The following is a 20,356-nucleotide window of genomic DNA, read 5'->3' as shown; positions in this document are numbered from 1 at the left end:
CGCGATGAACTGGAAAACCGAACGCCGTTCCTTCTATTACCAGGGCGCGCCGGAGCCCGAGGACCCAGTGCTCGAAAAGGGCAAGGTGGCGCTCCTCGTCATTGACATGCAGAACACTTATCTTGATCGCCCTGATCCCGACGCTCTATCGGGTAACGATCTCGTGCGTTACCATGCCTGGGCACCGTTCCACGAGCGGATGCACGGCACTGTCATTCCCAATACCCAGCATCTCTTGGAACGGTTTCGCGCGCTCGGCCTCGACGTGTTTTTCGCGCGAATTGCCTGTCTTCGCGCCGACGGACGCGACCGTTCACTCAGCCAGCGGAAACCAGGGTGGAATAACCTTCTGCTCCCAAAGGATGAGGAAGCCTCGCAGATCCTACCGCAAATCGCTCCGCGAGACGGCGAGATCGTTGTCACCAAAACCACCGACAGCGCACTGACAGGCACGAATCTCAGGCTTTTGCTGGCAAATATGGGGATCACCCACGTCGTTTGCGTTGGCATTTTTACCGACCAGTGTGTCTCCTCAACCGTACGCAGCCTCGCCGATGAGAGCTTCGACGTCATCGTTGTCGATGATGCCTGCGCCGCCGGCTCGGTGGACCTACATGAAAGCGAGCTCCAGCGGCTGCACATGATCTATGCCAACGTAATGACCACGGACGAGGTGATCGGCTATCTGCCGCTGACGGGGGCATGAGACAATCGGGGATGGACTGCAGCCTGGACTTGTTCGCCCGGAACGTTCCTGACACAACTTGGCCGATGAAAGCACCTGAAGTCCTTTGCCTCGACAAGAGCCCCGGGGTCCGTTTCGCCGCTAAACAGGCCGTACTGAGTTGGTCCCTCACTCGGCCGGGTTTCGTTCGCGCCGATACCGCTGTCTGGCTTGAGGTGTCCGATGCAGACCCGCCGATCGACATCGCTCCGGTGGACCTGCCTCGCGCAGGTCTCACCTGGGCTGACTATGGCGAAGCCGCGCAGCTCATGACCTTGCGTGACGTTACAAAAAATCATCCGCCAAACGGCAATGCGGCGACGCCATTGCTTTCTGCCTCGCGACCGTTGACCTTGCCAATGCCGGCCGTCGGCGCGGATACGCCTCGTTTGGGACAATCAGGCACGATGGCCGGCGGCCGGGCGTGGATGGCGGAGCAGACTTGTACAAGCCAGGGGAGCCAGGAGCGATGAAAAAACCAAAAAGCGTGCGCCAGGAGCGTATCCTGACTGAACTCAACCAAGCGCCGAGCCTGCGCGTTGCGGAACTCGCCCGGCGACTCGACGTCTCAACCGAGACGATCCGGCGCGATCTCGACGAGATGACCGAACAAGGCCTACTCAACCGCACCTATGGCGGTGCTGTGCGTTCGCTTTCCACCGAGCCTTCGGTCACCGAGCGCCATACGCTCTTTGTCGGCGAGCGCGAACGGATCGCCAAAGCGGCTGTGCAAATCCTGAAAGGTGCTCAGGTCCTGATGATCGGCTCCGGCTCGACGACAGTGCACACCGCACGGCGCATCGCAGTCGAGATGAAGAACATCACCGTACTCACGCATTCCTTCGGCGTGGCAACCGTGCTCGCCATCAATCCGACCATCAAGGTGGTCATGCTTCCCGGCGATTATCACGCCACCGAGGGCGCGACCGTCGGTGCGCACGCGGTGTCGTTCCTCAATTCCTTCTATGCCGATTTCACCATACTTGGCGCCAGCGGTCTGGGTCCCGATGGCCCCTCGGACGCCCTGCTCGAATGTGGTGCTGTCTATAGCGCGATGGTCTCCCGCGCAGCGCGAACCATCGTGGTCGCCGATCATTCCAAGCACGACCGCTTGTTTCCGGCGCGCTATGCACCTTGGCGTGACATTGCCCATGTCGTTACCGACAAAGCACCGGGTGAGGATTTAACGGAAAGCCTGGATAGCAGTGGCGTGAAGCTGACTGTTTGCTGAAAGAGACGGCTGGAAACCGGAGAACGCAATGATCAACGAGACGAACAAAGCGTGCCAAAAACGCGCGCGCGACTTCGGCATTGCCTTCGACGGCATGCCCGGGCCGCTTAACGCCATAACCGACATAGCTGGCATCCATGTCGGCGTTTCGACGATCCGGGAGGAGGTGCCCCGCCCCGGCCGCAAACTGCCAGTGCGCACCGGCGTGACAGCGATCCTGCCGCATGCGACGGCAAGCGAGCCGGTACCGGTGTTTGCCGGAATCCATCGTTTCAATGGAAATGGCGAGATGACAGGCTCGCACTGGATCGACGACGGAGGCTACTTTGTCGGCCCTGTCCTGATTACCAACACCCATAGCGTTGGCATTGCCCATCATAGCGCCGCGCGCTGGATGATTGATCGCTATAGCGCGACCTACGAGGGCGATGAACAATTGTGGATCATGCCGGTGGTGGCGGAAACCTATGACGGCTTACTCAATGACATCAATGGCCAGCATGTAACGGTCGATCACGTTTTCGAGGCATTGAACGGGGCGAACACCGGCCCAGTCGCCGAGGGTAGCGTTGGCGGTGGCACGGGCATGATCGCCTACGGCTTCAAGGGCGGCACGGGCACCGCCTCGCGAAGGATCGCCGTCGGTGGTGAGGAATTTACCGTAGCGGCGTTGGTGCAGGCTAACCACGGTCAACGGGATTGGCTGTCGATCGGCGGCTTACCCGTTGGCAAACTCCTCCAACAGACCGACCCAGACCTTTCTGAGCGCGGCTCCATCATCGTCGTGATCGCCACCGACGTGCCGCTCGCACCGCACCAATTGCAGAAGCTGGCGCGACGCGGCGCGATCGGCATCGGCCGCAACGGCACAGTAGGCGGAAGTAACTCCGGCGACATTTTTCTAGCCTTCTCGACTGCCAATCCCCATCCGATGCGCCACAAAGCCGGACCGCTGTTGAGCATCGTCATGGTCAATGACGATGTGCTCGATCCGGTCTATCAAGCCGTGGTGCAAAGCGTAGAAGAGGCGGTGGTCAATGCGATGATCGCCGCAGAAACGACAGGCGGTACGCCCTATGACCGCTATCGCATCGAGGCAATCGACGGCAACGAGGTCGCCAGGCTTCTAGCTGCAGTAACGGCTCTTCACCGAGGGTCGCAGGCGCCGCGACGTGATATCTAGATGTTTAGTCGAAGGCATTGCCGGTCCTGATGTTGGCGGCCTCCTCATAGGAGCGCGCAAATTCGAGCGGTTTCCGGTCCGCGCGTGGTGACCCGACAAGCTGGACACCGCAGGGCAGCCCGTTTTCAGCAATCCCGTCAGAACGGAGGCTCAGAATCGACGCGACCGTTCAGCTCGGCAGTCGCCAGCGTCGGTTCCGCCTTGCGAGATCGAGCTCAGTTTTGATCTGGTGGCGCTGGCCAGGATCGACAGCATTGCGCAATTCGATGCCTTATCCTGACAGTCAACAAGGCGTCGATCCCGATCTCGGTATCATAGGGCGGTGAGTCAGCATGTTGATCAGCGCTCTGAGGCCAGATGATACGTGGCGACGCCCAGAGTAATAAAGACATAATCCTGGAAGCGCCGGACACCAGTCTTCCAGAACTCGCTCCAGGCGACCGTGTTCGAGTGCTTCCGTCGCAAGATGGTCAGGCACGAAAGCAATACCTATCCCATCGATTGCAGCCTCCACCATGAGCGGCTGGTCACTCAATGTGAGAGGCCCGGAAACGTTGATTCTTTCTGAAGCGCCCATGCGTTCAAATTCCCAACGATAGATTGCTCCACTTTCAAACCGGAAGCGGATGCAATCGTGGCTGTGTAAATCCTGCGGTATGAGCGGATATCCGCGACGCTCGAAGTACTCAGGCGACGCAACAGCCGCAAAGCGAACCTCTCCCATCACCGGGATGGCCACCATGTCTTTTGGTACTGCCTCCGCCAATCGGATGCCGGCATCGAAACCATCAGCAACGATGTCACTCAGTCTGCCATCGCTGACTATGTCGAGATGGACTTGAGGATACTCGCGCAAGAAGGGTGCAAGCACCGGCCGCAGTACTAAGCGGATAGCCCCTTCGCTGGCATTGATCCGCACCGTGCCACTGGGGACGGGACCATTTCCCTCCAACTCCTGGACGGCTTCTTCGATTGAAGCCATTGCCGGCTTGAGTTTGGACGCAAGGCGTTCACCCGCCTCCGTCAACGAGACGCTGCGAGTCGTTCGGTTGAAGAGGCGGACATTCAACCGCTCTTCGAGAACCTTAATCGAATGGCTGATCGCCGAGGGCGTCATGTTGAGCTCGTCAGCGGCGCTCCGAAAACTGCGATGGGTCGCTACCGCCAGGAATGCGGAAAAGGCAGCCAGATCATTGCCCTTTGATTGGTGAATTGCTTTCATCATGACATCAAGAATTGATCAGATTGTTCAGATAGTCAATGCGGCATAGATTGAGCGTAGGGGAGCAGCATGAGGGACCAGGCTCCTTGCTGTTCGCTGGCAGGTCCCCAGACCACCTATCCAGCGATCGGCCCGCCGAAGAGAGGAAAAGTTGATGAAGATGAAAGCTGTTGTCATGACCGGGGCGAACCAGCCTTGGGAGGTTCAAGAGGTTCCCGTTCCGAAGGCAGAGCCAGGACTTGTCCTTGTTAAAATCCACGCCTCCGGCATGTGCTACACGGACGTGTGGGCGACGCAGGGTGCCGGTGGCGACATCTATCCGCAGACCCCCGGCCATGAGGTTGTCGGCGAGATCATCGAGGTCGGCGCGGGCGTTCATACGCGCAAGGTGGGAGACCGGGTCGGCACCACCTGGGTGCAGTCCTCTTGTGGACGATGCTCCTACTGCCGCCAGAACCGTCCGTTGACCGGCCAGACAGCCATGAACTGCGATTCACCCAGGACAACGGGGTTCGCGACGCAAGGCGGGCACGCAGAGTACATCGCGATCTCTGCTGAAGGCACAGTGTTATTACCCGACGGGCTCGACTACACGGATGCCGCACCCATGATGTGCGCAGGCTACACGACCTGGAGCGGCTTGCGCGACGCCGAGCCCAAACCTGGTGACAGAATTGCGGTACTTGGCATCGGCGGGCTGGGGCACGTCGCCGTGCAGTTCTCCAAAGCCTTGGGGTTTGAGACCATCGCGATCACGCATTCACCCGACAAGCACAAGTTGGCCACCGATCTTGGTGCAGACATCGTCGTCGCCGATGGCAAAGAGTTATTGGAGGCCGGCGGTGCGGACGTTCTTCTGGTTACGACCAACGACTTCGACACCGCCGAAAAAGCGATGGCGGGCGTAAGGCCTGACGGGCGCATCGTTCTTTGCGCGCTCGACTTCAGCAAGCCGTTCTCGATCCCGTCCGACGGCAAGCCGTTCCACATGATGCGCCAACGCGTGGTTGGGTCCACGCATGGCGGACAGCACTATCTCGCCGAAATCCTCGATCTCGCCGCCAAGGGCAAGGTCAAGCCGATTGTCGAGACCTTCGCCCTCGAGCAGGCAACCGAGGCATATGAGCGGCTATCCACCGGGAAGATGCGCTTCCGGGGCGTGTTCCTTCCGCACGGCGCTTGAGGATTTATACCGGGGGGATTCCTGTGGTGGGAGCGGGCCTCCAGGCAGCCGCCCCGGCTCAGGCATCGTCAACCCAACGAAGCGTGTATTGGAATTTTGGACGCTTGGCCATGACTGACCGCGAACTCTTTACCGCCGGCGTCGGTGCCTCGCCGAAATCATCGATCACACCGCATGAATGTATTTCCGGTTTATACTCAACCTTAAGATGGTCAATGACATGCTGATGATCACCCTATCGAGGTCGCAGCTACCGCCTTCGTCCGTCATTGAATTGAGCAGCCCTTAGTTCGTGGTACCTCTTGAACGGTCGGAGGACCGAATGGTTCAATTCGAGAGAAACCGATTTCAGCGACGTCACAGGGTGGGTGGCGATACTAATCATTTCAGGTCCGATCGGACCGGCCATTCTCCGCAGGTTTGGCAGCCGTTTATCAGCTGTTGTGCAAACGTCCCGTTTCTGGTCAATAGCGTCCGCAAACAATGACTGAGATGAAGGCGCAAGGCGGTCGCAGTCTTCGCTCTTGACTGGAATCGAACAGGCAACACTCGATATCCGACTGAAAATCTAACAGTTCAAATTGCTTATACGCTTCCTCGATGCGTGACCAATAGGTCTACACGTCGAATTGGAGCGGCGATCTCGCCCTTCGACAAACGATTTAACAGCATTTCGCCTACGATCTTTCCCAGTTGGGCGCTATCTATTCCGACAGTCGTCAGACCGGGGGGTATTTCGGCGGCAATGTCACTCTCACCGAAGCCGATAACACCGAAATCCTTGGGAATGGAAAGCTTACGGCGACGAGCCTCCATCAGGGTTCCCAATGCAAGGAGGTCATTTGCGCAGAAGACCGCGTCCACGCTCGCTCCGCTTTCCAGAAGCGTGGACAGGCAGCGTCGCCCGTCCGAGGGGCCGGCGACCTCATCGCTAAGGAATTCTCCAACGAATTCGAGCCCCAAATCCCTGCAACTATCGCGAAAACCCTTGAGGCGAAGGGCGCCACGCCCTCCCCTTCTACCAATAAAGCCAACCTTTTTGTACCCGCCATCCGCGAGAGCCTCCGCCGCTAGTCGGCCAGCTTCGGTATTCGAAAAACCAACAAGCATGTCGATGGGATCACGCGGAAACGCCCATGTCTCCATGATCGGAATACCGAGGTTGCGAAGTGTTTCGCGGTTTTGTTCGAGTTCGATGACACCGGTAAACATCACTGCTGCGGGCTTGAGGGCCTGAAGCGAGCGGATCGCCGCCGTTTCGCGATCATATGAGTAGGATGTCTGACCCACGAGGAAAAGATAGCCGGCTTCCTCAAGCACATTCGCGCAGGCATGCAGAGCAAGCGCGAACTGCTCGCTGAACATATTGGACGCAAAGGCCATGACGACATTCGAACGGCCGCTTTTCAACGCACTGGCGAAGGGGTTGACCCTGTACCCGGTACGCTCGACGGCAGCCTCAATCCGGGCGCGCTTTTCCGCGCTTACCTTTTCCGGATTGCGCAACGCCCTAGACACCGTGATCGGCGCGACCCCTGCAAGGCGAGCAACATCACCGATGCTGGCCGTTTCGAGCGGCGCATTGTCTTCTAACAGAGCAGTGGCGGCGGCCCGCGGCGACCGGGCCGGAATACGCACCACCTCGTCGTAGATGATGCCCCCGGTCTCGTTCTCTGCCGCCTTAGCCATACGCATCATCTCGCCCCGCTTTGCATCAACCCTTAGTCTCTGATTAGTCTGCCGACCTGAATCAGGCAATCGCCGTTTTGACTTTGCGTATGCAGGCGCCTGGAGATCACAACGCCGGGAACTGCGAACCGCAACTCCTCTTCCGTCTCCGTAAGCTGCTCGAAATTATGATACCAGCCGGCAATATCTCCGGCCTGGACTTCGATGCCGATATCAACGGCTGGTTCGAACCAGCCTGTACGCGTGGCGTAGATCGCCTGGTCATGAGAGTTGAGGCTAAGCAACCGGGTCTTTTGCGACTTTGACTTGCTGGGCAGAAGGGGTTTCGTGGCCATACCCGAGGCGATCAAGAGATTGTTGATCGCAAGCGCTGTGATCGACATTGTCTCCGGCGTCACGCTCCCACCGCCGCCAAATTCACCGCTGATGCCGATTGCTCCTGCTCTGGCTACAGCAGCCATCGAAGTCGGTGCATCGATGCCATTCCGGGCGATGAATGCGTAGGGCATGCCGAGCGCGTTGAGGAGTGCCACAGCCTTGGCATGCCGCTCCGGATCGTCGTTTTCCTCGATCAGCCCGGTCGCCAGATGCGCCATCGAGGTTCCACCTGAATGCATGTCGAAGACGATATCGTAGCCGGGGAAGAGTTCGCGCTCGAGGAAATTCGCAATTCGGCTGGTCGGATTGCCTTCCATGCTACCCGGAAAGGCGCGGTTGAGATTTCCGCCGTCGAGCGGCGAGCAGCGGCGTGCGGCCATGACGGCCGGCATGTTTGCGAATGGTATGATCGTCAGCCTGCCGGTAATGTCGGCAGGCTCGATGCTGCGGATGAGACGCTTGAGATTTATCTCCCCCTCATACTCGTCGCCATGGTTTCCCGCCATCAGCAGGATCGACGGACCGTCACCGTTGCGGATCGTGCATATGGGTGTCCGGACATGAAAATATGGAGAACGATCGACCGAGAATGGCGCAGATAACCAGCCGAATTGCTTGCCCTCAGCATTGAAGTCGATCGAATGGAATAATCCAGTATGCATGAAACACCTTATGGTGCGCTGGTTTCATCCTGCGCGTTCTAAATCTCAATTCTGGGCGGGACCCGCCTTCCGGCGAGCCCCGGTTTTATTCAGATCACATATGCGGGAGGGTCTGCTTTTCCTTGAAGAAGGTCATCTGCAGTTTAGCGAGATCACCGTTCATGTTATGGAAAAACAGAAAGGTGTTGATCCAGTTCAGGAAGTTCTGCTCGCCCTGCTTCACGCCGACATGTGCCGGCGACAGGCGGATGCGGTAGACTATGGCGACGTTCTTTCCTGGATTGTCGTCTGCCACCTTGACCGCGATCGCGCTGTTTTCAGCAAAATAATCAGCCTGTCCGGCCAAGAACGCGGCAATCGCGGATGGCGTGTCTTCGAAGCGAACGAGCTTTACCTCGGGTGCGTTGTCGGTCAGCCATGTGTCGAGGGTGGAGCCCTTGGCGACGGCGATCTGCTTGCCGGCAAGGCCGGAGACATCATCAATCTTCTCGCCATCACCACCGAAAACGCCGAGGCTGACAGCGGCGTAGGGCTGCGAAAACATGACCTGCTGGGCGCGCTCCGGTGTTGCACCAGCGGCGGCGATGAGAACGTCGACCTTGTCGGCGAGCAGGCTCGGAATGCGGCTTGCACCGGTCAGCGGCACGATTTCCAGCTCAGCATTGAGATCCTTGGCCATTATGCGTGCGAGTTCAACATCGAGCCCGGTGTCCTTGCCTTCCGCATCCTTGTAACCCCACGGTGCCGCATCCAGCAGAACACCAACGCGAAGCTTGCCGTTCGATGTGACGTCAGCCAGCGTATCAGCAAAAGCCGGAGCGGAAAGAGCCGCGGCAATGGTGGCCGCAGCGATAATGCGCTTGAATAGTTTCATGTTATTCCCCTTTTGTTGCGCTTAAATTCTCTCGACCGGTCACCGCGCGTGGTGACCGATGAAACTCTTGAGTTCCGGTGTTTGCGGATCGGCGAAAAGCCTCTTTGGGTCGCCCTGCTCCCAGACGCGTCCTTGGTGCATGAAGACCAGTTTCGTCGCGACATTGCGGGCGAAGCTCATCTCATGGGTGACGAGAACCATGGTCATGCCCTGCGCCGCCATTTCCTCCATCACCTTCAGCACCTCACCGACAAGTTCCGGATCGAGTGCCGAAGTTACTTCGTCGAAGAGCATCAGGTGAGGCGACATTGCCAGACAGCGGGCAATCGCAACGCGCTGCTGCTGCCCGCCGGAGAGCTGCTCCGGATAGGCCTTCAGCTTGTCGGCAAGGCCGACGCGTTCGAGAACCGAGAGGGCAAGTTCCCTTGCCCCGCGCTTGTCGGTCCTTCCAGTCAGGACCGGCGCAAGCGTGACGTTTTTCTCGATCGTCATGTGCGGGAAGAGATTGAAGGCTTGGAAGACGATGCCAACCTTCTGCCGCATCTGTCGGAGACCATCCATGTTAGCGGAGACGGGCTGTCCCTCGAGCAGGATCTCGCCCGAATTGATTGTTTCGAGCGCATTGATGCATCTCAGGAGCGTGCTTTTTCCCGATCCGCTGCGCCCGATGATGGTGACGATCTCGCCTTTCTCGACATCGAGCGAAACGCCCTTGAGAACTTCCAGCGGTCCGTAATTCTTACGAACGTTCTTGATTTCAACGAGCGCCATTGAGCCGCGCCTCCAGGGTCCGGGACCAGGTGGTCAGTGGGAAACAGATGGTGAAGTAGATGGCCGCCACCAATGTGTAGACGAGAAGCGGCTGAAAGGTCCCGGCGCTGATCATTTGCCCGGCTCGGGCCAGTTCGACCAGACCGACGACGGAGGCAAGCGAGGTGTTCTTGATAAGCTGAACCAGGAACCCGACCGTCGCCGGTAGCGCGATGCGAAATGCCTGCGGGCCGATGATATGGACGAATTGCTGCAACCAGGAGAGACCGAGGCAGGCTCCCGCTTCCCATTGAGCCTGGCGAACAGCCTGAATGCCGCCGCGCCAGATGTCACCGAGAAAGACGGCCGTGTAGATCGTGTAGGCAGCACCGACGGCGACGACGGTTGGCACATCCTTGCCGGCGAGCACGGGAATGCCGAAATAGAAGAACATCAGCAGGCCCAACAGCGGGATGCCCTGGATGAGTTCGACAAACGCCGAGGCGATGACGCGCAGAACCGTAGATCCGCTAGTACGAGCGATAGCAAGTGCCAGCCCCAGAGGAACTCCAAAGGCAAGCGCAATCGCTGCCATTAGAAAGGTCCACTCGAGAGCGGTTGCGAGGAAGAGCAGGTCGGAAAATGAAAACTGACGCATGGTCGAAACCTATCGGCGCGTTGGCCAGCGGAAGACGGCCCGCCCGACAAGCGCGAAGACAATCTTGAAGAAAACAACGAGAGTGAAATAGATGCCGCAGGTCAGCGCATAGACTTCAAAGCTGCGATAGGTGCGACTGTCGATGAAGCCGGCCGCATGAAACAACTCATCGGTCGAAACCTGCGAGGCGATCGAAGTGCCGAGCAAAAGCAGCACGAATTGCGAGGTCATCGACGGATAAATGTTGCGGATGGCCGGCGGCAGCACGATACGCGACAGAACCTGCCAGCGGGTTAAACCGAGGCAGACGCCCGCCTCGATCTGGCTCGGCGGAATGGAATTCAGGCCGGATCGCAGGATCTCGCTGGCATAGGCGCCGAAATAGATCGACAAGGCCACAATCGAAGCATGGATCGGCGAGAACTTCAGGCCGATAGTGGGCAACACGAAGAAGATAATGAAGATCTGCAGCAGTGCCGGCGTATTGCGGATGATCTCAATATAAGCGCGCACTCCAATGCGAGCGGGCTTCGGTCCGCTGCGCAGCACGACAGCGCCGATAATCCCGATGATGAGCCCGATCGCTGTTGCAGAAACCGTAAGCAGCAGCGTGGTCAGCACACCATCGATGAACTGGTCTTCGTAGCGCCAGAGCGGGCGAAAATTGAAGCTGGGCATTGCCGGTCCTAGTGAAAGAAGGTTGTGTAGATGCGCTGGATCCGGCCTGATCCATCGATTCCGTGAAAGACGCGCCAGCGATCGAAGCACGTGCAGGGATGCGAGATGCCGAATTCTATGACATCGCCGATTGCCAGACTGCTGCCGTTCCCGAAGGACAAGAAGGCATGCTGGTCATTGAGCTTGCCGACCTTCGCGGATGAAGAGAGATCAGCTTCGACCAGATGTCCGTCCCTATGGAGCCGAAGCGCCACGGGCAGGTCCTGATCGAACGATACATCCCGCATGCCCATGCCGACGATCGCCAGCCCCGGCTCAGGAACGGAGATGACCTCCGCCCAGATTCGCATTGAGGGCTGAAATGCCTCGGATGCCTTGAAGACAACCTTGCCGGATGCGAGTAGGTTGCGGGCGTCGACTGCCTGGAAACCGCGCTGATATACACCGTGATCAGAGAAGAAGATGGCGCCGCTGCGCAGCAACAACGTCGCATTGCCATCCGCCTCGCAAACGGGCACAAGCGCCGCGAGCACGCGGTCGAAATGGATCGAACCGCCGGCTGAAACCGTTAGCGGGCGCCCGGGATCTTTTTCGCGTATCGATGCAAGACTGTCGGTCAGGAGATCGAACAGGGCCGCCATGTTTGCATCGAGTGCTTCCGACGTTTCCCCGGAGACGGAGCCTTCATAGGTCGACACACCGGCCAGTACGATTTCTGCACTTGTCGAGATGGTGTCGATGATATCCTTTGCAACATTCAACGTACGGGCGCCAGTGCGGCCGACACCGACTTCGATGAAGACCTTGAATGGGGCATCCACACGCCCTTGAAAGGCCTGAACCAGATTGGCCGAGGCCTGAACAGAATCGACACAGCAGATAATCTCGGCTTTCGGAAAAGCATCTGCGAGCATGCGTAGGCGTCTGGCGGATGTCAATCCGCCGATCTGGTTGGCGATCAATATGTTCGACACGCCGGCCTTGAGCAGGACTTCCGCCTGGAAGAGATCGGCGACCGTCGCGCCCCAGGCACCGGCTTCAATCAGATCGATCGCGATCTCCGGGCACATCGGCGTCTTGGCATGTGGAGCCGCCTTCGCTCCATGGGCCGAGACAAGCGCAAGAAAGCGATCCCGATTACCGCGATAGACGGCAAGATCGACGGTCAGAAGCGGCAATGCGAGCAAACCGTCCGCCGGGCTAGAGCCGATCATATTCGACTGGGCATGGTATTCCGACTGATCGCCGGTTGATTGCCGAAGAGCTGAAGAAGACTGCATCTGTTCCCGATGGTATCGTTGTCATTGACAATGCTCGTAGCATCTGATGGTAACGTTGTCATTAGATTTTCTTGGAAACCGGTTGCGAATTTCGGAGCGCGCTGCCGGGAACAGTAACGAGAGGCAAATGACATGAATTGCGAGAAACTGATTCGCTACGCTGTCGCCGACGCTCAAGCCGGCGGCCAGCGGCGCCCCTTCGCCAAAGCCGTGAGAGCAGGCGACTTCGTCTACGTCTCGGGTCAGGTTCCCACATTCGATGGCGAGATCATCGTCGGCAATATCGTTGCTCAGACAGAACGAGTGATCGCGAATATCATCGAAGTGCTGGCGCTAGCCGAATGCACATTGGCCGATGTCGTCAAGGTCAATGCTTGGCTTGACGACGCGCGCGATTTCTCCAGCTTCAATGCAGTTTTTCAGAAGCATTTCATCGATCACCCACCGGCGCGTTCTACCGTTCAATCTCCGATGATGGTTGATGTCAAAGTTGAAATGGACGTGATCGCCTACAAGCCGATCTAATGAGTAGGAAAATAAAAGCGGCTCTCCATTGCGTTGAAACGAATCGAACTGACTAGCCTGTCGCTTCAGAAGCTATCCATCTATCTATGATGATCAGTCAGTGCCGATTGTGCGCGTCATCCTGCAGAACGGAAAAACCTACGGTCCCTCTGCCCAACCACCTGGAATTTTCGACAGAGCCGGGTGTTGCGCTTGATTGCCTAAAAAAGTTCGAAAGCAGCAAGAGGCCCGCGTCGCGACCAGCGTAGTATCCTGCCTACTTTTGGGACCGCCTCGGCATGATCAGCCTAGTGTCTGGCTGGCAAGTGAGTAGGTCAGCGGCGCACGGGTCTCGCCCGTCGCAAAATCCGCGAGCCGCTTGCCGCGCGACATGGTGAGCACGGTATCGTAGACGGTGAGGCCGTTGCGCAGCACAAAGAGTGCGAAGTCACCGGTTTCGAAGTGGGTATCGAGACGCAGGAACCGGCCCTGACGATCGCGTATATGCGGCGAAAGGACAGCGATGGCCTCCTCGTCATCCGATGCCACAATCGGGCCGACGACATGGCCGCGGCCGAACCGACGACAAAGGGCAAAGGCCTTCAGCACGCCATCGCGGAAAAGGCCGTAGCCTCTTGAAGTGGACATGAGCTTTTCGATGACAACTGCGCGCACGACACCGAAGGCCGCAGTGTCGAGCGCCGTCACCGCGATAAGATCATCAGGCCCCAGGACCCTCAACTCGCCTGACAAATCCCGCTCGTTGGGCGCTTCGGTGACGATGCCTTGGCATTGATAGACCGTCTTTTCCGGCATGAAGTTGAGTGACAGATAGAGCCTCTGAGCAGCCCGCGTCGCATTGAGACGCAGGTTCACGCCCTCAAGTTCTCGAAGCGCGTGTTCCATCAGCCAGAGACCGGTGCCATGCGTCTGCAGGCGCGGCGAGGTGATAACCATGCCGATCGTTGCGAGCTCGGGCGATTGGCGGAACCACATGGCTGAGCTCATGATGCGACCGATGTCATCGGTCGCAACGACGCCATTGCCGACGTTGCGTAAGAACTGCCAGTCCTCCGCGCGGTGCGGCCAGCCGACCGAAATCGACAGCGCATGAAGCTGCTCAAGGTCCGCTCCCGCAACATCACCGAGCTGCATTGCGAAGGCGTCAATCTGGATTCTTTCGCCGGGCTTGAGTATCTCATCCACACGCATGTCCTCGATCATTTTCCCAACATCCTGCACCCGTGGGTGCGGACAGTCGGTCCACCATAAGCCCACCGTCCCGCAGATTTTGCTCAAGATCTATGGAGCCGGGCAACATTTTGCTGAAACGAACACAGGTTCGGCATCCCATCCCCGCACTCCGTTTACTTCTCACCAAAGACCGGATTATCGATGACTCGGTGCAGACGGATCGCCAATTCTACCGCGAACCGCTTGTCGGGCGTTTCCACATCGATGCCGAACAACTCCTGGATACGCGCCAACCGGTAACGAAGCGTCGTCACGTGCAAGCCCATCCGGTCTGCGCAGGCCTGCGCCCGGCAGGATTCCTGCAGATAGACCGAGAGCGTCTCTAGGTAGGGCGTCTGGTGCTCGCGGTCATGCTCGGCCATCGCACCGATGCTTTCGCGGACGAAGCTCCTGACATCACTCACATCCGCAGCCGATACCAGCATTGGAAGCGGACCGAAATCCTGCGTCGAAACCGCGCCGGTCAAACCAAACGAACGTCCAATGCTGATCATCCGATTGCAGCGGTCCCAAGCAGACGGATAGTCATCCAACCCGGCGCAGCGCGTGCTTGCAACGACGATCGGCGCTTCCTCGAAATAGCGCTTCAGTTCGTCAGCGATCCGCTGCATGATTTTACCGGTCTTTTCCCGCCGTCGCGTCGTTTCGTACGGCATCAGGCAAACGAGTCCGCCCTCTATCGCCACGAGATTGGCTGCAAGCCCGACCTGCTGCATCACCCGGGAAATTGTGTGCTGGACATCAACCGAGCCTCCGCCGAAAGCTTTGGCCTTTTGGGGAAAATCCACCACGATCATCTGTTGTGATGAGGAAAAATCCAACCCAAGCCGCGTGGCGCGCTGGGATATGTCGGCCGGGTCGCGCCAGCGCCGTTCCACAACCTCGAAAAACAGTTCGCTCTGCGTCCTCGTCTCGAAGCGGAAGCGCAAGAAGCTGCGCATCATCTGAACGCTAAGCGCGAATTTCGCGCTATCCAACATGATCTGGTCCAGCTCGCCCGACGTCGCCGGATTGGAAAAGATAATGAGCGCACCAACGTGCTGTTTGTCCACCATCAGCGTCTCCATTCGAGCCGCCACCTTCAGCCGTATTGAACCGGTATCAAGAAGGATCGGTACCATCTGGGAAGCGACGGTGCTGAGACTTTCCCGCGCGGCCTTTGTCAGCGCCTTGGCGAATGCGCCACTTGCTGCAGCCTGCCAGGCATCATCATCAATAGTATCGGGAAGCGGTGAACGACCAGCGATGATCTGGTTCGTTGTAAAGTCCACAACTATCAGGGGGTCGGGCAAAAGCCTTCCAGCCATCGAGGCAAGCGAGGAAACAGAGCCGTCGCTCAGCACATGTTCCAGCATAGACGTGTGGGCCGCCAGCGCCCTGTCAAGTCGCCCTGCAGTCTTCTCTTCCGCCGCAAGGCGACGCTGCTTTTCCACGGCGATAGCACCGAGATGGACGATCGTGCCCATGAAAGCGAGCTCTTCTTCGGTGATTTCGGTGATGGAACGCGAGACCACGCTCAACACCATCGGCCGGTTTTGTTCGTCGATACAATTCATCGGCATGACCAGAACCGTGCGGTAGTCTCGCTCGAAGGACTCCTTACGATAGCCCGGGAATTCTTCCGATTCCCGCACGTCGCGAATGTAGACAGGCTCGTTGCGTTGCAGGGCGATAAGCGAGGGGCTGGTTGCCAGCTCCCAGCGTTCGGTGAGATTGCGCGGGATGATCCCGGGATCGTGGCGAGCGATGACGTAGGCATAACCGTTCGCCGCATCGATGCCCATGATCGAACCGAGCGTCCAGTTGCCGTGTCTGCAGGACGCGGCGACAAGCTCCGTCAGGATCGTAACGATATCGCCGCCACTGTTGATCTGGCTTGCAACCTCGCGAAGGGAAAGTATCTTCGATTTCTGATCCAAGCCTCGGGTCCACTCAAGTTGAAGCCGGATAATGCGCCGGGCGATTGTGCCTGTCTACTATCACTCGACGGAAGAGATGAACATCTAATCCTCCGTTTCCCTGGAAGAAAGGTCGCTCTGGAGCGCTTCGTGCGATGTTGGGCGTTGAACGAGTTCACCGGGAAATCTCTGCTCGCGACGCGATATGCGATGAGACTCTATGCAATCGACTTTCATGGCCTCGACTTGGTGGAGCGGCAGGTTCGTCTCACGAAAGTGGCGCGGTTCGGAAAATTAGGTCCTCCGCATCACTGTGCTCGCTGTCCCCGTGCGGCCGACAATTGAGTCTCTAGCTCTTTCAGCTCCTACACCGCTTTGGTGTACCCGAGCTCTAAATCGGCTCGCGCCTCATCGTGACGCCTACGCCGATAATCCTTCGCGATACCGTTGACGTTGCCCGACTGCTCCGTCGAACCGCAGTAAAAACCTCCCGTCCTTTTACTATTCTAAGACGGAAGATCGCCCGGACTCCAGCATCTACGGTGAATGGCAGAACAAGAGGAATTATCCGTCTATGACCGAGACTCACCCAGCCATCGACCCCATTGCCCTGCGAAAGGCGTTTGGAACATTCGTCACCGGTGTGACGATCGTTACCACCTATGACGCCGATGGCAATCCGCGCGGCATGACGGCAAATTCGTTCACATCGGTTTCGCTCGATCCTCCCTTGCTCCTCATCTGTGTTGGAAAATCGGCAGCGAGCTATGAAGCCTTCTGCCAGACGGAAAGTTTCGCGGTGAACTTCCTGCATGAAGGACAGGTCGATGTTTCCGGAATCTTCGCGTCCAAAACTGCCGACAAATTTGGCTCAGTGCGCCACCACCGGGTACATACAGGCGCGCCGATCCTCGCCGACAGCCTGTCGTGGTTCGACTGCACCGTCTTCAACCGCGTTGAGGCTGGCGACCACGTTATCCTGATCGGCGAAGTCCGGGCCTTTGGAACGAGCCCGCAAGCCCCTCTCGGCTTTTGCCGTGGCCGCTATGCCAGCGTGAAGGATCCGCTGCCGGAAGGCTGGCTGGAAGCGCAGGGCATGGTGATCGGTTATCTGGTCGAGGCCAATAATTCCGTGCTGCTGCGCGCGGATGGTAAGGGCGGCTGGGTATTGCCCGTCGGTCGCAAGCGCAAGGCGGACACGGAACTGAAGCTTAGGGAGGACAGCGCGATCTCCCTGCACCCTGACGCAACCTTTCTCTATTCGGTCTATGACGTTGCAGACACCGATCCGGGGCACCTGATCTACCGCGCCGAGCTATCGAGCCATACGTCAGTCCCGGAGCTTCCGGAAGGCTATCGCTTCTTCCCGATAGACGAGATCCCCTACGACCTCATCCCGACACGGGAACTGCAGGCCGTGCTGCGCCGCTACACGCGCGAAAGGCAGGACCGATCTTTCGGCATCTACATGGACTCGGGCGACGGCGGTCGATTTGCGACCATCGACGGTCAGGCACGGCCCTGGTCCAACGCAATCAACAAGTGAAATCGGATATTGGAGACGGGAATGCAAACGACTGCCGAAGCCATCAAGGGCAAACGCCTTGGCCTGTTCATTGATGGCCGTTTCGTCGAGCCCCGAAGCGGCAAATTCGTCGATAGCTACGATCCAACCACGGGCGAAGCCTGGTACCAATTTGCAGAAGGCGGTGCCGACGACGTCGATCTGGCGATATCCTCTGCACAGCGTGCCTTCCGTGATCCGTCCTGGCGGCGCATGACGCAGACCGCCCGCGGTAAGCTAGTTCGCCGGCTGGCCGATCTCGTGCTGGAACATGCTGAAGATCTCGCTTTGCTCGAGACGCGCGACAATGGCAAGCTGATCAAGGAAATGCGCGCGCAAATGCGGGCAATTCCAGACTCCTACCTCTATTTTGCCGGCATGGCCGATAAGCTGCAGGGCGACACGATCCCCGTCAACAAGCTCGACCAGCTGAACTTCAACATGCGCGAGCCGCTCGGTGTCATCGGCATGGTGACCCCGTGGAACTCACCTTTGATGCTGCTTACCGGAACGCTCGCCCCGTGCCTTGCAATCGGCAACACGGTGGTAATCAAGCCTTCCGAACACGCGACTGCCTCCACACTCGCGCTTGCGGAACTGATCGTAGAGGCGGGGTTCCCGGCCGGTGTGGTCAATGTTGTCACTGGCGGTGGCGCGGTAACCGGTGAGGCTTTGACCCGCCACAACGGTATTGCCAAATTCGTCTTCACAGGTAGCACCGCGACTGGTCGGCGCATCGCCGCGAACGCGGCGGCCAACCTGGTGCCATGCCAGATGGAACTGGGCGGCAAATCTCCGCATGTCGTGTTCTCGGACGTCGACATTGAAAAGACGGTTAACGGGGTCGTCTCGGGTGTCTTCGCTGCAGCTGGACAGACCTGCGTTGCGGGATCACGCTGCTTCGTTGAAGCCAATATCTATGATCGGTTCATCGAAGCGCTGGTGGAGCGCACCCGCAACATCAAGCTCGGCGACCCGATGGATGACGCGACCGACATCGGCCCGCTCGCACTCGAAAGCCAGCTATCAAAGCTCGAGGGGTACGTTGCCTCCGGCGTCCGCGAAGGTTCGCGCATCGCAATCGGTGGCAAACGTCCGCAATCGGAGGAACTGTCGAGGGGCTGGTACTTCGAGCCGACGGTGATGGCGGATGCAACCAACGACATGAGCTTCATGCGCCATGAGTTGTTTGGCCCGATGGTCGGGGTCATGCCCTTTTCCTCCGAAGAGGAAATGATCTCGCTTGCCAACGATACGAATTACGGCCTGGCATCGGGCATCTGGACGCAGAACATCGATCGCGCCATGCGGTTCGCCAACCAGATCGACGCCGGCACCGTGTGGATCAACACCTATCGGTCGGCCGCTTACATGTCCGCCAATGGCGGCTTCAAGGAAAGCGGTTACGGCCGCCGCGGCGGCTTCGACGTGATGCGCGAATTCTCTCGCGCCAAGAATGTCGTCATCGACTACTCGGGCGCCATGCAGGACCCCTTCGTGATCCGTCTTCGCTAATTCATTCAGAACAGATTTCGGGAGACACACATGAAATTTGCAGTTGCCATTAGCATGGAGCGCGGATCGCCCGATGCCTCGATGCACACCGTCAAGAACAACATGCTCGAGATCGCCAAGATGGCTGACGAAGGCGGGTTTGAGACGCTATGGACCTCGGAACACCATACGATCGAAGCAACGATCGCACCGAACCCGTTCCAGACGCTGGTCTGGCTCGGCCAGCACACGGACCGTATCCGGCTCGGCACGGGAACGCTCGCTGCCGCCTACTGGAATCCGATCCGGCTTGCCGGCGAATCCGCTTTCTGCGACCACCTGATCGGTGGCCGCCTGGAATTCGGCATCGCCCGCGGCGCATATCAATACGAGTTCGACCGTATGCTGCCGGGCATCCAGCAGCAGGAAGGTGTCGGCTACATGAAGGAGCTTGTGCCGGCGGTCCAAAAGCTCTGGCAGGGCGACTATGCCCATGACGGCCATTACTGGAAATTCCCGAAGACTGCCGCCGTGCCAAAGCCGCTGCAAAAACAGCTGCCGCCGATCTGGGTCGCGGCACGCGACCCGGGCACGTTCGACTGGGCGGTCAGCATCGGCGCCAATATTATGTCGACGCCACTCTCGTCACCTGCCGCGGAAATCTACGTGCTGGCCGAGAAATTCCGCAAAGCGATCTCCGACCATCCGGAAGTGCCACGCCCACGCTTCATGATGCAGCGACGCACCTCGGTCTATGCAAAGGCGGACGATTGGGAAATTCCGGTCCGTCACAGTATCGACTATGGCCGCACCTTCGAAAACCTGATGCAGAACATCGGCACAGTGAAAGACGGTTTCCCTGAGGCCGTGCCATATGAACTCGTCCGCAACAAGGACAACTACAACCCCGAAAGCATTCGCAAGAACCTGATGTTCGGTACGCCGGATGAGGTCATCGAAAAGCTGATGGATTACGAGGCGGCCGGCGTTGACCAATATTGCCTTGGTCTTTCCTTCAATCAACCCTTCGAGTTACAGCGTCAGACGCTCCGCCTCTTTATCGACGAGGTCATGCCGGTTTTCGCTGCGCGCGAAAAGGAAATGAAGCGCACGGCATCGGTGGGCTGACT

At 58.4% G+C, this 20,356-nt stretch carries 19 protein-coding genes; 9 read left to right on the top strand and 10 right to left on the bottom strand.

Annotated features, from left to right (window positions below; genetic code table 11):
• The first annotated feature begins 4 nt into the window (after positions 1 to 4).
• Genes ATU_RS25080 through ATU_RS25065 form a run of 4 tightly spaced genes read left to right on the top strand, consistent with a single transcriptional unit; the run spans position 5 to position 3,138 of the window.
• Complete coding sequence (locus ATU_RS25080) at positions 5 to 706, top strand: cysteine hydrolase family protein (protein ID WP_010974505.1); 702 nt, start codon at positions 5 to 7, stop codon at positions 704 to 706.
• Between the two features lie 11 nt (positions 707 to 717).
• Entirely contained in the window at positions 718 to 1,197 is a 480-nt protein-coding gene (locus tag ATU_RS25075; RefSeq protein WP_071241518.1) for a hypothetical protein, read from the top strand.
• Positions 1,194 to 1,955, top strand: coding sequence for a DeoR/GlpR family DNA-binding transcription regulator (locus ATU_RS25070; RefSeq protein WP_010974503.1), 762 nt, complete (start codon positions 1,194 to 1,196; stop codon positions 1,953 to 1,955). Before ATU_RS25075 ends, ATU_RS25070 begins: the two co-directional genes overlap by 4 nt.
• Positions 1,956 to 1,983: 28 nt before the next feature.
• Complete coding sequence (locus tag ATU_RS25065; RefSeq protein ID WP_010974502.1) at positions 1,984 to 3,138, top strand: DmpA family aminopeptidase; 1,155 nt, start codon at positions 1,984 to 1,986, stop codon at positions 3,136 to 3,138.
• Positions 3,139 to 3,421: 283 nt separating this feature from the next.
• On the opposite strand, the gene ATU_RS25060 is transcribed toward ATU_RS25065, so the two are convergent.
• On the bottom strand, positions 3,422 to 4,363 hold the full coding sequence (locus tag ATU_RS25060; protein WP_010974501.1) for a LysR family transcriptional regulator: 942 nt from the start codon (positions 4,361 to 4,363) through the stop codon (positions 3,422 to 3,424).
• A gap of 157 nt (positions 4,364 to 4,520) precedes the next feature.
• Here ATU_RS25060 and ATU_RS25055 point away from each other — a divergent pair, with 157 nt between their 5' ends.
• Positions 4,521 to 5,543 (top strand): alcohol dehydrogenase catalytic domain-containing protein, encoded by a 1,023-nt coding sequence (locus ATU_RS25055; protein WP_010974500.1) that lies wholly within the window; start codon positions 4,521 to 4,523, stop codon positions 5,541 to 5,543.
• A gap of 585 nt (positions 5,544 to 6,128) precedes the next feature.
• Here the strand turns inward: ATU_RS25055 and ATU_RS25050 are convergent.
• The 7 genes from ATU_RS25050 to ATU_RS25020 form a co-directional block, all read right to left on the bottom strand.
• Positions 6,129 to 7,238, bottom strand: a complete 1,110-nt coding sequence (locus tag ATU_RS25050) for a LacI family DNA-binding transcriptional regulator (RefSeq protein ID WP_010974498.1) — start codon at positions 7,236 to 7,238, stop codon at positions 6,129 to 6,131.
• 26 nt (positions 7,239 to 7,264) lie between these two features.
• Positions 7,265 to 8,272: a succinylglutamate desuccinylase/aspartoacylase family protein gene (locus ATU_RS25045; RefSeq protein ID WP_010974497.1), complete on the bottom strand. Its 1,008-nt coding sequence runs from the start codon at positions 8,270 to 8,272 to the stop codon at positions 7,265 to 7,267.
• Positions 8,273 to 8,366: 94 nt separating this feature from the next.
• Positions 8,367 to 9,146 carry a transporter substrate-binding domain-containing protein gene (locus ATU_RS25040; protein ID WP_010974496.1) on the bottom strand — a complete coding sequence of 260 codons (780 nt, stop codon included), beginning with the start codon at positions 9,144 to 9,146 and terminating at the stop codon, positions 8,367 to 8,369.
• A 39-nt stretch (positions 9,147 to 9,185) separates the two neighbouring features.
• Complete coding sequence (locus tag ATU_RS25035; RefSeq protein ID WP_010974495.1) at positions 9,186 to 9,917, bottom strand: amino acid ABC transporter ATP-binding protein; 732 nt, start codon at positions 9,915 to 9,917, stop codon at positions 9,186 to 9,188.
• Complete coding sequence (locus ATU_RS25030) at positions 9,904 to 10,554, bottom strand: amino acid ABC transporter permease (protein ID WP_010974494.1); 651 nt, start codon at positions 10,552 to 10,554, stop codon at positions 9,904 to 9,906. The genes ATU_RS25035 and ATU_RS25030 overlap by 14 nt, the downstream gene beginning before the upstream one ends.
• A gap of 9 nt (positions 10,555 to 10,563) precedes the next feature.
• A complete protein-coding gene (locus ATU_RS25025; RefSeq protein ID WP_010974493.1) occupies positions 10,564 to 11,232 on the bottom strand; it encodes an amino acid ABC transporter permease in 669 nt (222 codons plus the stop codon).
• 8 nt (positions 11,233 to 11,240) lie between these two features.
• A complete protein-coding gene (locus ATU_RS25020) occupies positions 11,241 to 12,512 on the bottom strand; it encodes an amino acid deaminase (RefSeq protein WP_010974492.1) in 1,272 nt (423 codons plus the stop codon).
• A gap of 132 nt (positions 12,513 to 12,644) precedes the next feature.
• Here ATU_RS25020 and ATU_RS25015 point away from each other — a divergent pair, with 132 nt between their 5' ends.
• A complete protein-coding gene (locus ATU_RS25015) occupies positions 12,645 to 13,037 on the top strand; it encodes a RidA family protein (RefSeq protein ID WP_010974491.1) in 393 nt (130 codons plus the stop codon).
• A gap of 282 nt (positions 13,038 to 13,319) precedes the next feature.
• Here ATU_RS25015 and ATU_RS25010 read toward each other — a convergent pair whose 3' ends face one another.
• Together ATU_RS25010 and ATU_RS25005 are read right to left on the bottom strand one after the other, a co-directional pair.
• Positions 13,320 to 14,240 (bottom strand): GNAT family N-acetyltransferase, encoded by a 921-nt coding sequence (locus ATU_RS25010; RefSeq protein WP_236762359.1) that lies wholly within the window; start codon positions 14,238 to 14,240, stop codon positions 13,320 to 13,322.
• 143 nt (positions 14,241 to 14,383) lie between these two features.
• Entirely contained in the window at positions 14,384 to 16,189 is a 1,806-nt protein-coding gene (locus ATU_RS25005; protein WP_010974489.1) for a helix-turn-helix domain-containing protein, read from the bottom strand.
• A 553-nt stretch (positions 16,190 to 16,742) separates the two neighbouring features.
• Between ATU_RS25005 and ATU_RS25000 the strand changes: the two genes are divergently transcribed.
• Genes ATU_RS25000 through ATU_RS24990 form a run of 3 tightly spaced genes read left to right on the top strand, consistent with a single transcriptional unit; the run spans position 16,743 to position 20,354 of the window.
• The gene (locus ATU_RS25000) at positions 16,743 to 17,714 is read left to right on the top strand and encodes a flavin reductase (protein ID WP_010974487.1); all 972 of its coding nucleotides are present in this window, start codon (positions 16,743 to 16,745) and stop codon (positions 17,712 to 17,714) included.
• 21 nt (positions 17,715 to 17,735) lie between these two features.
• Entirely contained in the window at positions 17,736 to 19,247 is a 1,512-nt protein-coding gene (locus ATU_RS24995; protein WP_010974486.1) for an aldehyde dehydrogenase, read from the top strand.
• A gap of 30 nt (positions 19,248 to 19,277) precedes the next feature.
• Positions 19,278 to 20,354, top strand: a complete 1,077-nt coding sequence (locus ATU_RS24990; RefSeq protein WP_010974485.1) for an LLM class flavin-dependent oxidoreductase — start codon at positions 19,278 to 19,280, stop codon at positions 20,352 to 20,354.
• The last annotated feature ends 2 nt before the right edge of the window (positions 20,355 to 20,356 follow it).

The organism is Agrobacterium fabrum str. C58, assembly GCF_000092025.1.
Taxonomy (GTDB): Bacteria; Pseudomonadota; Alphaproteobacteria; order Rhizobiales; family Rhizobiaceae; genus Agrobacterium; species Agrobacterium fabrum.
This window is presented reverse-complemented; position numbering and strand designations above follow the sequence as displayed.

Excerpts from the sequence above, each read along its gene's own strand:
- ATU_RS25045 (WP_010974497.1), bottom strand. The coding sequence starts at position 8,272 with ATGCATACTGGATTATTCCATTCGATCGACTTCAATGCTGAGGGCAAG.
- ATU_RS25055 (WP_010974500.1), top strand. The coding sequence starts at position 4,521 with ATGAAAGCTGTTGTCATGACCGGGGCGAACCAGCCTTGGGAGGTTCAA.
- ATU_RS25065 (WP_010974502.1), top strand. The coding sequence starts at position 1,984 with ATGATCAACGAGACGAACAAAGCGTGCCAAAAACGCGCGCGCGACTTC.
- ATU_RS25050 (WP_010974498.1), bottom strand. The coding sequence starts at position 7,238 with ATGCGTATGGCTAAGGCGGCAGAGAACGAGACCGGGGGCATCATCTAC.
- ATU_RS25040 (WP_010974496.1), bottom strand. The coding sequence starts at position 9,146 with ATGAAACTATTCAAGCGCATTATCGCTGCGGCCACCATTGCCGCGGCT.
- ATU_RS24995 (WP_010974486.1), top strand. The coding sequence starts at position 17,736 with ATGCAAACGACTGCCGAAGCCATCAAGGGCAAACGCCTTGGCCTGTTC.
- ATU_RS25000 (WP_010974487.1), top strand. The coding sequence starts at position 16,743 with ATGACCGAGACTCACCCAGCCATCGACCCCATTGCCCTGCGAAAGGCG.
- ATU_RS25010 (WP_236762359.1), bottom strand. The coding sequence starts at position 14,240 with ATGATCGAGGACATGCGTGTGGATGAGATACTCAAGCCCGGCGAAAGA.
- ATU_RS25070 (WP_010974503.1), top strand. The coding sequence starts at position 1,194 with ATGAAAAAACCAAAAAGCGTGCGCCAGGAGCGTATCCTGACTGAACTC.
- ATU_RS25015 (WP_010974491.1), top strand. The coding sequence starts at position 12,645 with ATGAATTGCGAGAAACTGATTCGCTACGCTGTCGCCGACGCTCAAGCC.
- ATU_RS25035 (WP_010974495.1), bottom strand. The coding sequence starts at position 9,917 with ATGGCGCTCGTTGAAATCAAGAACGTTCGTAAGAATTACGGACCGCTG.
- ATU_RS25075 (WP_071241518.1), top strand. The coding sequence starts at position 718 with ATGGACTGCAGCCTGGACTTGTTCGCCCGGAACGTTCCTGACACAACT.
- ATU_RS24990 (WP_010974485.1), top strand. The coding sequence starts at position 19,278 with ATGAAATTTGCAGTTGCCATTAGCATGGAGCGCGGATCGCCCGATGCC.
- ATU_RS25080 (WP_010974505.1), top strand. The coding sequence starts at position 5 with ATGAACTGGAAAACCGAACGCCGTTCCTTCTATTACCAGGGCGCGCCG.
- ATU_RS25020 (WP_010974492.1), bottom strand. The coding sequence starts at position 12,512 with ATGCAGTCTTCTTCAGCTCTTCGGCAATCAACCGGCGATCAGTCGGAA.
- ATU_RS25030 (WP_010974494.1), bottom strand. The coding sequence starts at position 10,554 with ATGCGTCAGTTTTCATTTTCCGACCTGCTCTTCCTCGCAACCGCTCTC.
- ATU_RS25025 (WP_010974493.1), bottom strand. The coding sequence starts at position 11,232 with ATGCCCAGCTTCAATTTTCGCCCGCTCTGGCGCTACGAAGACCAGTTC.
- ATU_RS25060 (WP_010974501.1), bottom strand. The coding sequence starts at position 4,363 with ATGATGAAAGCAATTCACCAATCAAAGGGCAATGATCTGGCTGCCTTT.